We start from the raw sequence: 14,210 nt of genomic DNA on the forward strand, positions 1-14,210 counted from the left end.
GTTTTCGCGCCGCCGAAATAAAGCGCGCCCGCTTCCGGGGATGAAAGGCCGGTCACGCAGTTGAAAAAAGTCGTTTTGCCCGCGCCGTTCGGGCCGATCAGGCTGAGGATCTTGCCGCGGGGAATCTCGAAGCTCACGCCGTCGACCGCGGTGACGCCGCCGAAGCGCTTGGTCACGTTTTCGGCGCGCAGCAGCACCGGATCGAGGACCGTATCTTTTTTCGTTTCCTTTTTGGGAGCTTTTCCGTTGGACGTCTTCACGCCGGCGCCTTTTCTTTTTTCCTGCGGAACTCTTCGACATGGCGCGACTCGCCCAGAAGGCCCTGCGGCCGGAACAGCATGATGAGGATCATGGCGACACCAAACAGCAGCATGCGGTAGATCTCGAAGCCGCGCAGAAGCTCGGGCAGGATGCTCAGCATGAACGCGCCGATGAGCACGCCTTCGATGTTGCCCAGGCCTCCGAGCACGACCATGGCCAGCACCATGACCGAAAGAATGAAATCGAAGCTGTCGGGCGACACGGTGCCCTGCTTCGACGCGAAGATGCAGCCCGCGATGCCGGCGATGAAGCCGCCGATGCCGAAGGACGAAAGCTTCGCCCACATGGGATTGATACCCATGCAGGACGCGGCGAGCTCGTCCTCGCGCAGCGCGACCCACGAACGGCCGAGCCGCGAAGACTCGAGCCGGCGCAGCATGAAAACCAGGATGCCGACGATCGCGAAGACCAGGTAATAATAAGGAAGCGGCTTCACGCCGAAATTCATTTTAGGGAACCAGAGCGTGGGATGCTGGATGCCGAGAAGGCCGTTGGGGCCGCCCGTGACTTCGTCCACGTTGTTGAGGGCGATCCGCACGATTTCGCCGGCGCCGAGCGTGACGATCGCGAGATAATCGCCGCCGAGGCGCAGCGCGGGCCACGCGAGCAGCATGCCGAAAAGAGCGCCGGCCGCGCCGCTCACCCAGATGCCGGCCCAGAACGGCATGTGGAAGTGGATGTTGACGAGCGCATAGGTATAGGCGCCCACGGCGTAGAACGCGGCATAGCCGAGATTGAGAATGCCCGCGTACCCCACGATCACGTTGAGGCCGAGCGCCAGGATCATGAAAATTCCGGCCGTCACCATGACGTCGCGGTGGTAGTTATTGCCGTTGACGAGCGGGAAAATAAAAAGCAGGCCGAGCACGAACCACACCCAGGCGCGCGAGGAAATGGAAATGGGCTTCATACTTTTTTCACCACGCGGGCGCCGAGCAGGCCGGAAGGCCGGAACAGCAGGATAAGGATCAGGATGAAGAACGCGAAAACGTTTTTCCATTCGGACGAGAGATAGCCCGCGCCGAGGCCTTCCAGCACGCCGATGAGAACGCCGCCGATCATGGCGCCCGGGATGTTGCCGATACCGCCGAGCACCGCGGCCGTGAATGCTTTCAGGCCCGCGAGGTAGCCGTCATGGAAATTGATGGTGCTGTAATAAAGGCCGAACAGCACGCCGCCCGCGCCGGCCAGCGCCGAGCCCACGCAAAAGGCCATGGCGATCACGCGGTCCACGTTGATGCCCATGAGACTCGCGGCCTTGATGTCGTCGGCCAGCGCGCGCATGGCCTTGCCGGTGGTCGTGTACTGGATGAAAAAGTGCAGCGCGGCCATGAGCGAAATCGAGATGACGGCGATCAGGACCTGCAGATTGGTGATGGTGACGTTCGCGAGATCGAACTTATGGATGGGAATGACCGAGGGGAAACTTTTATCCGCGGGGCCGAAGAGCAGCATGACCGCGTTCTGCAGCACGAAGGAAACGCCGATGGCCGTAATGAGCGGCGCAAGGCGCGGCGCGTGGCGAAGCGGCTTGTACGTGCTCTTTTCCACGATCCAGCCCAAGAGCGCGGTGCCCGCCATGACGAACAGCATCATGGTGGGAAGAAAAAAAACGAGGTTGCCCGAACCGGTGCCGGCTCTCTGGAAAATCAGGCAGATGAAGAGGCCGATGTAGGCGCCCACCATGAAAATTTCGCCGTGGGCGAAATTGATGAGCTGGACGATGCCGTACACCATGGTGTAACCGAGAGCGATGAGGGCGTAAATCATGCCGATGGTCAGGCCGTTGACCACCTGCTGCAGGAAAACGTCGGCTGCAGTCATGCCGGCTTTCCGGAATTACTCCGCCGGCCCAACGTAAACCAGCTTCCCGTTTTCGATCTTAAAAAGGCCGATGACCTGGTTTTTGTTGTCGCCTTTTTCGTCGAAGACGACTTCCCCGGCCACACCTTTAAAGGAAGGGATCTCGCGCATGGCCTTCAGCACGGCGCCGCGGTCTTTCACGCCGGCCTTGCGGATGGCGTCGATCAGGATGTTGGCCGAATCGTACGCGTAAGCCGACCACTGGCCGATGGGGCCGAAGGCGGTTTCGTAGTCGCGCACGAACGCGAAGGCCTCGGGAAGTTTTTTGATGTCGCCGCCCACCATGGTCGCGTACGTGCCTTCCGCGATTTCCGGCGTGGCAAGATCGATCAGGATCGGCGTGGCCAGCCCGTCGCCGCCCATGTAAGGCGCGGTGATGCCCAGGCCGCGCGACTGGCGCAGGAGCAGCGCGCCTTCGGGATAAATGCCTCCGAAATAAACAAGGTCCGGCGCGAGCGGCTTCATCTTGGTCAGCAGCGGCGTGAAGTCCTTGTCCCCCTGCGTGATGCTTTCGTGGCCGAGCACCGTGATGCCGATCTCTTTCGCGCGTTTTTCGAATTCGTCGGCCAGGCCTTTGCCGTATGTCGTCTTGTCGTCGATGACGTAAACCGTTTTCGCCAGCAGCTTGTTCTTCGCGACGTCCGCGCCGCGCGGGCCCTGGACGTCGTCGGTCGCGGCCACGCGGAAAAACGTGGCAAAGCCCTGCTTGGAAAGTTCGGGATTGGTGGAGCCGGGCGTGATCTGCGTGAGCCCGGCTTCGGAATAAATCGCGGACGCGGGTTTCGAGCAGGAAGAATTGAAGTGGCCGACGACGCCGAGGACATCCGGGTCGGCCGCGAATTTATTGGCGACCGCGACCGCCTGCGAAGGGTTGTGCTGGTCGTCCATGGAAACGAATTCCAGCTTGTAGCCGGGGATGACTTCCCCTTTTTGATTGGCCTGCTGCACCGCGAGCTTCGCGCCCTGGCAAAGGTCGATGCCCAGCTGCGCCTGATCGCCGGTAAGGGGCGCCGCGCAGCCGATCTTGATGGTGGCCGCGCCCGTGGACGGGGCCTGATTGCATCCGGAAAAAGCCAAAGCCAGAACAGCCAAGACGAGAATGCTTTTCTTCACTTAATCCCTCGCAGGTTGTCGGATTATAAGATTATTGGGCAAAAGACCGCAAGTGCGCATTTTGATGAGTCACCGGCAAAGGCTCTCTTGCTGCCAATGTCAGTCCTGCAATCCCGGCCTTGGGGACAGGTTCACGAACCTGTCCCTGTCCATGCAGCGGGGGTTTCAGCCGACGTAGGCGTCCGCTTCGATTTCAATCAACATTTGCGGGTCGATCAGGCGGCTGACTTCTACCATTGTCGTGGCTGGACGCACGTCGCTGAAAAACTGGCCGTGGGCCTTGGCGGCTTTTTCCCAGTCCGCGATATGCGTCATGTAAAGCCGCGTGCGCACCACGTCTTTCATGGACGAGCCCGCCTGCTTGAGCGCGGCCTCGATGTTCTTCAGGCTCTGAAGCGTCTGCGCGAAGATGTCGCCGACGCCGACCAGGCCGTTGGGCCCGCTCGCGGTCGTGCCCGACACGTGGATGTAATTACCGACCTTCACGGCGCGGGAATAGCCGATGATCGGTTCCCATTTGCCGCCGGTCGAAATGTTCTGCCTCTGCGATGTCTCTTGTGCCATAAAGCCTCCGTTTTGATTGAATCGGGTCTATTCTATCCGAATCTTCCCGTAATGTAATCTTCCGTTTCCTGCCTGTCCGGCGCGCGGAAAATTTTGCCGGTCGGGCCCATTTCGATGAGCTGACCGAGATAGAAATACGCGGTTTCGTCGCTGACGCGCGCGGCCTGGGCCATGTTGTGCGTGACGATCACGATCGTGTAGTCGCGCTTGAGCTCGCGGATGAGCTCTTCGATGTGCTGCGTGGCGATGGGGTCCAGCGCGGAGCAGGGTTCGTCCATCAGCACCACGCTCGGCGACACGGCCGTGACGCGCGCAATGCAGAGCCGCTGCTGCAGCTCGCCCGAAAGCGTGATCGCGGGCGCGTCCAGCTTGTCCTTTAATTCGTCCCAGATGCCGACGCCTTTCATGCTGTTTTCAACCCGCTCCAGGATTTCGGAATTGTTCAGCGTCGTGTGCAGCTTCAGCCCGAACGCCACGTTTTGATAAACCGAAAGCGGAAACGGATTCGGCCGCTGGAAAACCATCCCTACGGTTTTACGCAGCTCGATCAGGTCGGTTTTCTTGCCGTACGCGGAAAGGCCGCCGATCAGGATGTCGCCGGAAGTGCGGACCTCGGTGAAGATGTCGTTCATGCGGTTGATGGAGCGGAGCAGCGTGGACTTGCCGCAGCCTGACGGGCCGATGATGGCCGTCACCTTCTTCTTCTTGATGGCCATGTTCACGTTCGTCAGCGCGTGGAAGTGGCCGTAGTAGAGATTGAAGTCCTTGATTTCGATGGCTTGCTGGCCCGGAGCGGTTTCGCCCGGGGCCTTCTCAGCCAAATCGGCCTGAAACATAATCTTCCGTCCTTTTGTCCTGCGGCACGCGGAAAATATCTTCCGTGTCGCCGATTTCGACCAGTTCTGACGTGAGGAAAAAAGCCGTGCGGTCGCTGACGCGCGCGGCCTGTTTGGTATTGTTCGTGACGAGAACCTGCGTGTAGCGGTCTTTCAGAAGCGTCATGGCTTCTTCGACTTTGGCTGTGGAAATCGGATCCAGACCCGAGCACGGCTCATCGTAGAGGATGACGTCCGGCTCCACCGCAAGCGTCCGCGCGATGCAAAGTCTTTGTTGCTGCCCGCCCGACAGCTTCATGCCGGGCATATCCAGCCTGTCTTTGACTTCGTCCCACAAAAACGCGGCGCGCAGGCTTTTTTCCACGATCACGTCCAGGTCCGCGCGCCGGCTGACACCGTGCACCTGGGGGCCGTAGGCCACGTTGCCGTAGATCGAAAGCGGCAGCGGCGCGGGCATCGCAAAAATCATCCCGATCCTTTTGCGCACGTCATTGATGTTGATCTTGTGGTAAATGTCCTCGCCGTCCAGCAGGATCATGCCGTCCCTGCGGAAGAAAGGGTCACGGTCGTTCAGGCGGTTCAGCGTGCGGAGAAGCGTGGTCTTGCCGCTGTTGGCCGGGCCGATGATGCCCAGGATTTCCTTGTCGCGCACGTCGAGCCAGACGTCTTTGAGCACGCATTTGTCGGCGAAAAAAACCGACAGGCCTTTGATCTGAAGTTTGGCTTTGAAGTCTTCTACCATTGTTTTTTCTTCCGGAAGTGCGCGCGGATCAGGATCGCGCAGAAATTCATGATGAAGACCATGCCGATCAGGACAAGCGCGGTGCCGTACTGCACCTGCGGTTTGATCTTGGGCACCTGCGTGGAAATCACGTAAAGATGATAGGGCAGCGCCATGCACTGGTCCATGATCGATTTCGGCAGCTTCGGCAGATAAAACGCGGCCACAGTAAAAAGAATCGGCGCGGTCTCGCCCGCGGCGCGGCTCATGGCGAGGATCGTGCCGGTCATGATGCCGGGCAGCGCGTTCGGCAGCACCACCTTGCGGATCGTCTGCCATTTCGTGGCGCCGAGCGCGAGGCTCGCTTCGCGGAACGATTGCGGCACGGTGCCGAGCGCCTCGCGCGAGGCCGTGATGATAACCGGCAGGCTCATGATCGCAAGCGTCAGCGATCCGGAGAGAATGGACGCCTTGAAGTTCAGGAACGTGACGAAAAGCCCGAGGCCGAAAAGCCCGTACACCACCGACGGCACGCCGGCCAGGTTCGCGATGGCGATCTCGATCGCGCGCGTCAGCCAGTTGTCCTTCGCGTATTCGGAAAGGTAAATCGCGGCCAGGATGCCGGCGGGCAGCGCAAAGACCATGGTGCCGAAGACAAGGTAAAGCGTCCCGACGATCGCGGGGAAGATGCCGCCCGCGCGCATGCCCATGCGCGGCTTCTCCGACAAAAATTCCCAGCTCATGGCCGGAAGCCCGTTTTTCAGGATCATGATCGTGATGAGCACCACCGGAATCACGATGACGAAGGTGGACAAGAGGAGAAGCGTGAACGCGATCCGCTGGGTGACGCGGGGATGGACGCGGATCATTTGCGCCTTCCTTTGATAAAGAACGACGCGGTCATGTTGATGACGAAGGTGATGAGGAAAAGCAGGATGCCGATCGCAAAAAGCGCGTAATAGTGGTCACTCCCCTGCACGGCCTCGCCCATTTCCGCCGCGATCGTCGCGGTCATGGTGCGGACAGGCTGGAGAAGGCTCGTCGGGATGTTTGCCGCGTTGCCGGTGATCATCATGACGGCCATGGTCTCGCCGATCACGCGGCCGATGCCGAGCATGACGGCCGCCACCATGCCCGAAGACGCCGCGGGCAGGAGCACGCGCCAGATCATCTGCCATTTCGTGGCGCCCAGCGCCAGGGCTCCGGCGCGGTAGGAATTCGGCACGGCGCGCAGCGCGTCGTCCATCATGCTCACGATCGTGGGCATGGCCATGAACGCCAGCATGATCGAACCGGAAACGCCGGTGAGCCCGGTGGGCGTGTGAAAGATCTGCTTCACGAGCGGGACGAGCGTGACGAGCCCGATGAAGCCGAGCACGATGCTCGGGATCGCGGCCAGGAATTCAACGGTCGTTTTCAGGATCTCGCGCAGCCACGACGGCGCGACTTCCGCGATGAAGATGGCCACGCTGATCCCGAGCGGCACGGCAAGGAACAGCGCACCGAGCGTCACGGCAAGCGATCCCAGGAGCAGCGGCAGCACGCCGAAATGCGGGGGCTTGGAGATCGGATACCAGCGGTGGTCCGTGAGGAAGCGGCCAAGCGGGTATTCGGCAAAGAGAGAGAGGCCTTCCTTTAATAGGAAGATGAAAATCAGGACCACGAAGAAGATCGAAAGCATGCCGGCCGCGAAGATGGCCTTTTCGATCACGAATTCCAGGACTTTGGCCGAGGGTTTCCGGACGGATTCCATGAAGCCCGTCCCTATTTTTTCAGCGGTACGAAATCAAGCGTCTTGACGATTTCCTGTCCCGCGTCGCTGAGGACGAAGCCGGTGAAATCCTTGGCGCTGCCTGCGGGCTCTCCTCGCGTGAGGAAAAGAAGAGGACGCGAGATCGGATATTCCCCGCTCTGCACGGTCTCGAGCGACGGCCCGATGGCCTGAGCGGAAGCGTCTTTGGAAACCGTGACGACCTTGATCGTATTGTCCACATAGCCGAGCCCGACGTAGCTGATCGCGGCTTCATTCGACTGAACTTCCTGCACGATGGCCTGGCTGGAAGGCATCATGAGCGCGCTCTGCGCGTATTCTTCCGGGCCTTTGGCATTGCCCTTGCGGAGCACGTGCTCGAGAAAAAAGACATGCGTGCCGGAATTGCGCTCACGCGACAGCACGAGGATCTGCTTGTCCGGGCCTCCCACGTCTTTCCAATTCGTGACCTTGCCGGTGAAGATGTCCGCAAGCTGGGCAATCGTCAGGTGTTCGACGGAATTGGACGGATGCACGACGACCGCGATGCCGTCGTAAGCCACGGTGGTTTCCTTGATCTCGGAGCCTCCCGCCTTGGCTTTTTCCTGTTCTTCGGCGGTGATGTCGCGGGAAGCCTGGGCAATGTCGCAGGTTCCGGAAATAATGGCCGCGATTCCGGTGCCGGAACCGCCGCCCGTCACGGCAATGCTGACTTCGGGATGCTGGGCCATGAATTCCTCGGCCCAGGCCTGGCCCAGGTTCACCATGGTATCCGAACCTTTGATCTGAAGAGACTCCGCGCGCGCGGCGGGGCTGGAAAAAAGAATAAAGGCAGAAAACAGAGCCAAGCTTCCGAAAACGTTCCGGATCTTCATAACGCCTCCCTTATTTTATGGAACAAGAAACCTGCGGGGCTTGCCCCGTGGAACGCCGCTGCAACGGGCGGCGGGCCGGGGGTACTATACTTCAATTCCGGGTATGGCCTAAGTAAAGTCTATGTAAAGTCGGCTGGGGGCAGGAGGAAGAGACGGCAAATCCGCAGAAAGACGATCAGACTTCCGGCTCGGCGGCGGGCTGGCGTCCGCCCATCTGGATGCGGTGGCGGACTTCTTTGCCCTGCTTCAAATAAATGACGTCTTCGGCGATGTTGCAGGCAAGGTCCGCGATCCGTTCCAGGTTGTGGCTGATCATCAGGTAATTGATGCCCGCGTTCACGCTTTTGGAATCGGCTTCCATATAATCGCTGACCAGGTAATAAAAGGCCGCGTTGGAATCGTCGACTTCGTCGTCGCGCTTGAGCACAGCGAGGGCCAGGTCCGGATCTTCGCGCATGAAGGCATTGACCGCGTCGCGGAACATGGTCTGGACCGAACGGGCCATTTTTTCAAGCGGCTCCGTAAGTGGCAGTTCCGGCTCCTGCAGAAGGAAGAGCGTTTTTTCGGCAATGTTCACGGCATGATCGCCCATGCGTTCGAGGTCGGTATTGATTTTCAGTACCATGGTGATGAGCCGGAGGTCCACGGCCATGGGCTGGCCCCGCACGAAGAGATTGTGGCCTTTCTGGTCGACCTCGATTTCCAGCGTGTTGATGGCAGTTTCCTCCCGGATCACTTCCTCCGCCAGTTTCCCATCGCGGGAAAACAAGGCGTCGCAGGCCTTCGAGACGGCTTCTTCGACTTTGAAACTCATCTCCAAAAGCCGCTGCTTTAACCCCTTCAATTCCTCATGAAAATGGCGTTCCATGGCGTCTCCTTCGATGGCAGGTGCTCAACCGAACCTTCCGGTGATGTAATCTTCCGTTTCTTTCTTGTCGGGATTCGTGAAAATCTTGCGGGTCGCGCCGAATTCCACGAGCGAGCCCATGTAAAAATAGCCCGTATAGTCGCTGATGCGCGCGGCCTGCTGCATATTGTGGGTCACGATCACCATGGTGTAGGTATTCTTCAGGGAATGAATCAATTCCTCGATCTTGCCTGTGGAAATCGGATCCAAAGCGGAACAGGGCTCGTCGAAAAGAATGACCTCGGGCTTGACGGCAAGCGCCCGGGCGATGCAGAGCCGCTGCTGCTGTCCGCCGGAAAGGCTCATGCCGGAGCGGTGCAGCTTGTCTTTGACTTCGTCCCACAGCGCGGCCATGGTGAGCGACGATTCGACGGTTTCGTCCAGTGCCTGTTTATTCCTGAACCCCGTCAGCTTGAGTCCTGCCACCACGTTGTCATAAATGGAAAGCGTCGGAAAAGGATTCGGCCTCTGGAAAACCATGCCCACTTTCCGGCGAAGCGTGATCAAATCGACGGGCCGGTTGTAAATGTCCTGCCCGTCCAGAAGTACGCGGCCGTCGATGCGCGCCTGGGCCGTGAGCTCATGCATGCGGTTGAGGCATCGGATGAACGTGGATTTTCCGCAGCCCGAAGGCCCGATGATCGCGGTGACCTTCCCCTCCTGCATCTTGACGTTGATTTCTTTCAGGATCTGGACCGCGCCGAAATACGCGTTCAAACGGCGCACCTTGATCTTGCTCTTGATTCCCTTTTCTTCGGTCTCGGCGGCGGTTTCCGCAGGGGGCTCTTGATTTTTGACCTTGAGCTGCATGACAGTGGCCTCCATTTTTAATAGTCCGCCCGCACAGTGCGGGATTTCGTAAAAAAGCGGCTCAATAACGTAAGCGTAAACACGATGGCAATCAAAACCAGCGCCCCCGCCCAGGCCTGGCGGTGCCAGTCTTCGTAAGGCGAGATCGCATATGCGAAAATCTGCAGCGGCAGCGCCGCGATCGGTTCGGTAAGGCTGTGGTTCCACACCCGGTTGCCGAACGCGGTGAAAAGAAGCGGCGCGGTTTCCCCTGCGACTCTGGCGATCGCAAGCAAAGTGCCTGTCAAAATGCCGGACATCGCGGTTTTCATTACAATGCTGAGGGTCGTACGATAACGGCTGATGCCGAGCGCGAGCCCCGCCTCCCGCAGCGTCGTAGGCACGGTCTTAACGATCTCTTCGGTCGTCCGGAGCACCGGAGGAATCAGCATGAGCCCCAGCGCCATGCTCCCGCTGATTGCGGAAAACCCTTTCATGGGCAGCACGAAAAGCGAATAGGCCACGATCCCGACCACTATGGAGGGAACGCCGGTGAGGACGTCCGCGGTAAAGCGGATCGCGGAGCATGCCTTGCCCCTGCCGAACTCCGCCAGATAAACGCCGCCGAAAATGCCGACGGGCAGGGCCCAAAGGCAGGCCAGCCCGACAAGCAGCAGAGTGCCCGTAATCGCGTTGGCCATCCCGCCGCCGGGCTCTCCGACGGGCTGGGGCAGGCGTGTAAAAAAATCAAGGTTGATGCTGCCGATGCCTTTGGAAATCACATAGGCAAGGATGCTGAAAAGAGGCAGCAGCGTGACCGCGACACATAAAAAAGTCGCCACAATCATCACCTTGCTTACGGTTTGCCGGAAGACGGGACTCATGCTTGCCTCGATGCCTTTCCCGCCACGGACCATACCAGCACGCGGGCGGCGATATTGAGCAGCAGTGTGATACACAAAAGGACAAGCCCGGCTTCAACCAGAGCCGCGGTATGGATCTCGGTCGTGGCTTCGCTGAATTCATTGGCGAGGAGCGATGCCATCGTATAAGACGGGTTGAAGAGCGAGAGTGAAATGTCCGGGCGGTTGCCGATGACCATCGTGACCGCCATCGTCTCTCCGATGGCGCGGCCGAGGCCAAGAAGAACGGCTCCCACGATTCCCGAAAGGCTCGACGGCAGAATGGCGAGCTTGATCATTTCCCAGCGGGTAGCGCCGACGCCGAGGGCCGCTTCCTTCTGCGAAGTCGGCACGGTGAGAAAAACCTCCCGGCAAATCGACGAGATGGTCGGGATGATCATGATGCTGAGGATGATGCCGGCCGCCAACATGCCGACGCCGTAAGCCGGGCCCTGGAAAAAAGGCAGGAATCCGAGGTACCGCTTGAGCGCGGGCTCGACCACCGAACGCAGGTAAGGCGCCAGCACAAAAATGCCCCAGAGACCGTAGATCACGCTCGGGATCGCGGCGAGCAGTTCGATCAGCATGTTGAGCGGCGAGCGGATCCAAAGCGGCCCCAGTTCACTCAGAAAAAGCGCGATGCCCAGAGAAAGAGGCACCGCGATGAGGAGCGCCAGCAGCGAGGACACAATCGACCCGTAAATCACCGGCAGAATGCCGAACTGCCCGTTCACCGCGTCCCAGTCCGACCGCACAAGAAACCGCCATCCGAACTCCTTGATGGCCGGCCAGGAAAATTTTGTCAGGATGGCAACGATCAAAAGCGCCATGGCCACGACCGACCAGGAAAGGACCGCAAGGCTTCCCTGGAAGACCGTATCCTGAATTTGCGATTTTACTTTCATTTTTTTCCCGCGATGTTTTGAAAAGCACAAGCGAGCAGGAGTTGCCGAAGGGAGGTCCGGGAACCGCGCGTGCTCGCTTATGCTCTGTTGCTAGATCATGGCGTTTCGCCTGACGCTCGTTTAAGCCGCCTGGATTTCGTTCAGCTTCTGGTCGATCTTGGCGACCATGGATTCGGGAAGAGACGCGTAGAGCAGGTCTTTGGTGTACTGCTGCCCGTCATGCACGGCCCAGCGGAGAAAATCCACCACAGCCTTTCCCGTTTCCGGATTTTTCTGTTTTTGATAAACCAGGATCCACGTGAAGCCGGCGATCGGATAAGCATCCGCCCCGTCAGGATTGACCAGCGACACGCGGAAATCGTCCGGCATGTTCTCGAGCTTTCCTTCGATCGCCTTCGTGGTGGATTCCAGCGTCGGGCGGATGAAATTGCCCGACTTGTTCTGCACTTCAGCGTACATAAGGTGATTGTGCTCCGCATAGGCAAGCTCGACGTAGCCGATGGAATTCGGCGTCTGCGTGAGCGTTCCGGCAACACCTTCGTTACCCTTGCCGCCAAGACCCGTCGGCCAGCTCACCGAGGTTCCCTTCCCGACTTTCTTTTTCCACTCCGGCGAAACCGAGGAAAGGTAATCCGTGAAGATGTTGGTCGTGCCGCTGCCGTCCGAACGGTGGACAACGATGATGTCCGCCAAAGGCAGATTGACGTCCGGGTTGTCGGCCGTAATGCGCGCATCGTTCCACTTCGTGATCTTGGCCAGGAAGATATCCGCGATGACGTCGGATTTCAGCTTGAGCGACTGCCTGACTTCCGGAATGTTGTACGTGACGACCACCGCGCCGGCCACCATGGGAATGTGAAACAGCTTGCCCGCCGCGCCGCGGAGCTGCTCGTTAGTGAGCGCCGCGTCGGACGCCCCGAAATCCACGGTCTGCGCGGAAATCTGCTTGATGCCTCCGCCCGAACCGATGGACTGGTAGTTGAAATTCACCGAAGTGTTGATCTTGGAATATTCGGAGAACCATTTGGAATAAATCGGGTACGGGAAAGTGGCGCCGGCTCCATTGATAAGTTTGGCTTTTCCTTCCGCCATGCCCGGCTGAACGCCGGCCGCCATGACCAGTGCCATCATCAGAGCGGCGATTTTTGACGCCTTCATGAACCTTTTCATTGTCTTCTCCTTTTAAAAATTGAGGTGCGGGGACGGACCCATGGTCCGCCCCCTGCCCGTTAAAACTTCCATGCCAGGTCGACCTGGAGACGGCGTTGCTGCTGGTCCAGGATTCCGGCAGTCCCCGCATTCAGATTGTCTACAAAATACATGGAGGTGCCGAAGGTCAGTGAATCTGTGATGCCGTAACCAAGCTTCAAGACGCTGCCCCGGCGGCCCGTGAACCCGTCGCCGAAATCGCTGTCATTGAATGCGGCCGGCACGGCGTTGACGCCGATGACCTTGTATTGGTAGCCGAGCTCCCAGTCGTGTTTTTTCTTCACGCTTCCGAGCTTGAGGCCCAGGGCCCAGGCAAAATCACTTTCCCCCGAATGCTCGATCGTGGCTCCATGGAAGCCGTCTGCCGCATCGGAAACGTTTCCGGCGAGGTCCAGGTAACCGGTAAACGGGAGGCTGTGGATCGTTGGGAACCCGATTTCGCTGTAGTATTCGATGACGTTGAATTCACCCGCATCGAGCTCCGTGGACAGAGAATCCACATTGGGATTGGTGCGGGCCAGGGAAGCGCCGCCTCCGGTCAGGAAGTTGCTCATCCGCGCGTAATTGTTAAAATTGTAAAGCGAGAACGCATGCAGCCATTTGACCGGCGTATCCATGACCCGGAACGACGGCTGGAGCCCCACCTGGTAGGCGAAAAGATTTGCGTCTCCCCCCACGGTCGCATCTTCATCGAGAATGAATTGTCCCGTGGTGGCATAGGCATCGAGCCCGAAATCCTCGCTGTCGATCGGCATGAAGTCGAATTTTTCGTAAACACCCTCGGGCCGGATGTCGCGGTCCCAAATGATGTCAGACGATCCCTTCTCGAACGGGTTGGCCATTTTTCCGGCGGTGATCTCCGACGTTTTGAGCGGGCCGATGTTGGAGAGGAACTTCGGCTTGTAAGTCGCCCAGGCGCGCTCGATGAAGATGGGCTTGAAGTTGAAGTTGTTGTCGAACGTCGTGTTTGTGGAATTCGGGTCGTTGTTCGCGCCCGCAGACTGCTCGCCGGAAGCCATGAAAAACCCGATGTTCATCTGGTCGTTCATCTTCTTTTCGAAGCCGTAACGCAGGCGGTAACGGAAGCGGTTGCGGTCATCGGTCTCGGAGGGATTGCCGCTGTTGTAGTGGAAACCTTCATAACGCAGCCTCAAATCGCCCGAAAACTTCAGGTCCTTGATCCACTTGGAAGCGCCGCCGGTGGCTTGGTCGAGCATGGAATTGAAATTGCTTTCGGTCATCATGACCGGGCTGGCCGGAGTTTCGGGCGCTCCGGATACCGCAGCCCCTCCCTGGTGGCTTTCTAGATCCTGAATCTTCTCGCCCTGCCAGCGGATGGTCTTCGCCATTTCGTTCATCTGGGACTGCATGTTCTTGACCATGTCCATCAGAGCGCCGTCATCGGCTCTCACGGATGTGGAAAAAGCAAAGGCGGCCAGCGCCACCCCGCCTGCG

General features: G+C 59.0%; 16 protein-coding genes. All 16 read right to left on the reverse strand.

All coding sequences use genetic code 11. From position 1 onward, the window contains the following. Positions 1-197 (reverse strand): ATP-binding cassette domain-containing protein (locus VL688_01200; protein HTL46656.1); only part of this gene is annotated, 197 nt, incomplete at its 3' end. Between the two features lie 59 nt (positions 198-256). Continuing rightward, the gene (locus VL688_01205; protein HTL46657.1) at positions 257-1,231 is read right to left on the reverse strand and encodes a branched-chain amino acid ABC transporter permease; all 975 of its coding nucleotides are present in this window, start codon (positions 1,229-1,231) and stop codon (positions 257-259) included. Further along, positions 1,228-2,145, reverse strand: a complete 918-nt coding sequence (locus VL688_01210) for a branched-chain amino acid ABC transporter permease (GenBank protein HTL46658.1) — start codon at positions 2,143-2,145, stop codon at positions 1,228-1,230. Before VL688_01210 ends, VL688_01205 begins: the two co-directional genes overlap by 4 nt. 15 nt (positions 2,146-2,160) lie before the next feature. Next, positions 2,161-3,297, reverse strand: coding sequence for a branched-chain amino acid ABC transporter substrate-binding protein (locus VL688_01215; protein ID HTL46659.1), 1,137 nt, complete (start codon positions 3,295-3,297; stop codon positions 2,161-2,163). Positions 3,298-3,462: 165 nt separating this feature from the next. Continuing rightward, positions 3,463-3,861, reverse strand: coding sequence for a RidA family protein (locus VL688_01220; protein HTL46660.1), 399 nt, complete (start codon positions 3,859-3,861; stop codon positions 3,463-3,465). A gap of 32 nt (positions 3,862-3,893) precedes the next feature. Then, on the reverse strand, positions 3,894-4,697 hold the full coding sequence (gene pstB / locus VL688_01225) for a phosphate ABC transporter ATP-binding protein PstB (protein HTL46661.1): 804 nt from the start codon (positions 4,695-4,697) through the stop codon (positions 3,894-3,896). Further along, positions 4,675-5,439, reverse strand: coding sequence for a phosphate ABC transporter ATP-binding protein (locus VL688_01230; GenBank protein ID HTL46662.1), 765 nt, complete (start codon positions 5,437-5,439; stop codon positions 4,675-4,677). The genes pstB (VL688_01225) and VL688_01230 overlap by 23 nt, the downstream gene beginning before the upstream one ends. Then, positions 5,433-6,287: a phosphate ABC transporter permease PstA gene (pstA, locus tag VL688_01235; protein HTL46663.1), complete on the reverse strand. Its 855-nt coding sequence runs from the start codon at positions 6,285-6,287 to the stop codon at positions 5,433-5,435. The genes VL688_01230 and pstA (VL688_01235) overlap by 7 nt, the downstream gene beginning before the upstream one ends. After that, positions 6,284-7,171 carry a phosphate ABC transporter permease subunit PstC gene (gene pstC, locus VL688_01240; protein ID HTL46664.1) on the reverse strand — a complete coding sequence of 296 codons (888 nt, stop codon included), beginning with the start codon at positions 7,169-7,171 and terminating at the stop codon, positions 6,284-6,286. Before pstC (VL688_01240) ends, pstA (VL688_01235) begins: the two co-directional genes overlap by 4 nt. Before the next feature lie 11 nt (positions 7,172-7,182). Continuing rightward, entirely contained in the window at positions 7,183-8,043 is an 861-nt protein-coding gene (locus VL688_01245) for a phosphate ABC transporter substrate-binding protein (GenBank protein ID HTL46665.1), read from the reverse strand. Between the two features lie 175 nt (positions 8,044-8,218). Continuing rightward, the gene (gene phoU, locus VL688_01250) at positions 8,219-8,911 is read right to left on the reverse strand and encodes a phosphate signaling complex protein PhoU (protein HTL46666.1); all 693 of its coding nucleotides are present in this window, start codon (positions 8,909-8,911) and stop codon (positions 8,219-8,221) included. 24 nt (positions 8,912-8,935) lie between these two features. Continuing rightward, positions 8,936-9,694, reverse strand: a complete 759-nt coding sequence (pstB, locus tag VL688_01255; protein ID HTL46667.1) for a phosphate ABC transporter ATP-binding protein PstB — start codon at positions 9,692-9,694, stop codon at positions 8,936-8,938. Between the two features lie 83 nt (positions 9,695-9,777). Next, entirely contained in the window at positions 9,778-10,623 is an 846-nt protein-coding gene (gene pstA, locus VL688_01260) for a phosphate ABC transporter permease PstA (protein HTL46668.1), read from the reverse strand. Then, complete coding sequence (gene pstC, locus VL688_01265) at positions 10,620-11,546, reverse strand: phosphate ABC transporter permease subunit PstC (protein HTL46669.1); 927 nt, start codon at positions 11,544-11,546, stop codon at positions 10,620-10,622. Before pstC (VL688_01265) ends, pstA (VL688_01260) begins: the two co-directional genes overlap by 4 nt. 120 nt (positions 11,547-11,666) lie before the next feature. Next, positions 11,667-12,716, reverse strand: coding sequence for a phosphate ABC transporter substrate-binding protein PstS (pstS, locus tag VL688_01270; protein HTL46670.1), 1,050 nt, complete (start codon positions 12,714-12,716; stop codon positions 11,667-11,669). 59 nt (positions 12,717-12,775) lie between these two features. Beyond that, a partial coding sequence (locus tag VL688_01275) for a putative porin (GenBank protein ID HTL46671.1) occupies positions 12,776-14,210 on the reverse strand: 1,435 nt, incomplete at its 5' end.

The sequence above is a fragment of the Verrucomicrobiia bacterium genome (genome assembly GCA_035495615.1).
Classification (GTDB): Bacteria; Omnitrophota; Omnitrophia; order Omnitrophales; family Aquincolibacteriaceae; genus DATJFP01.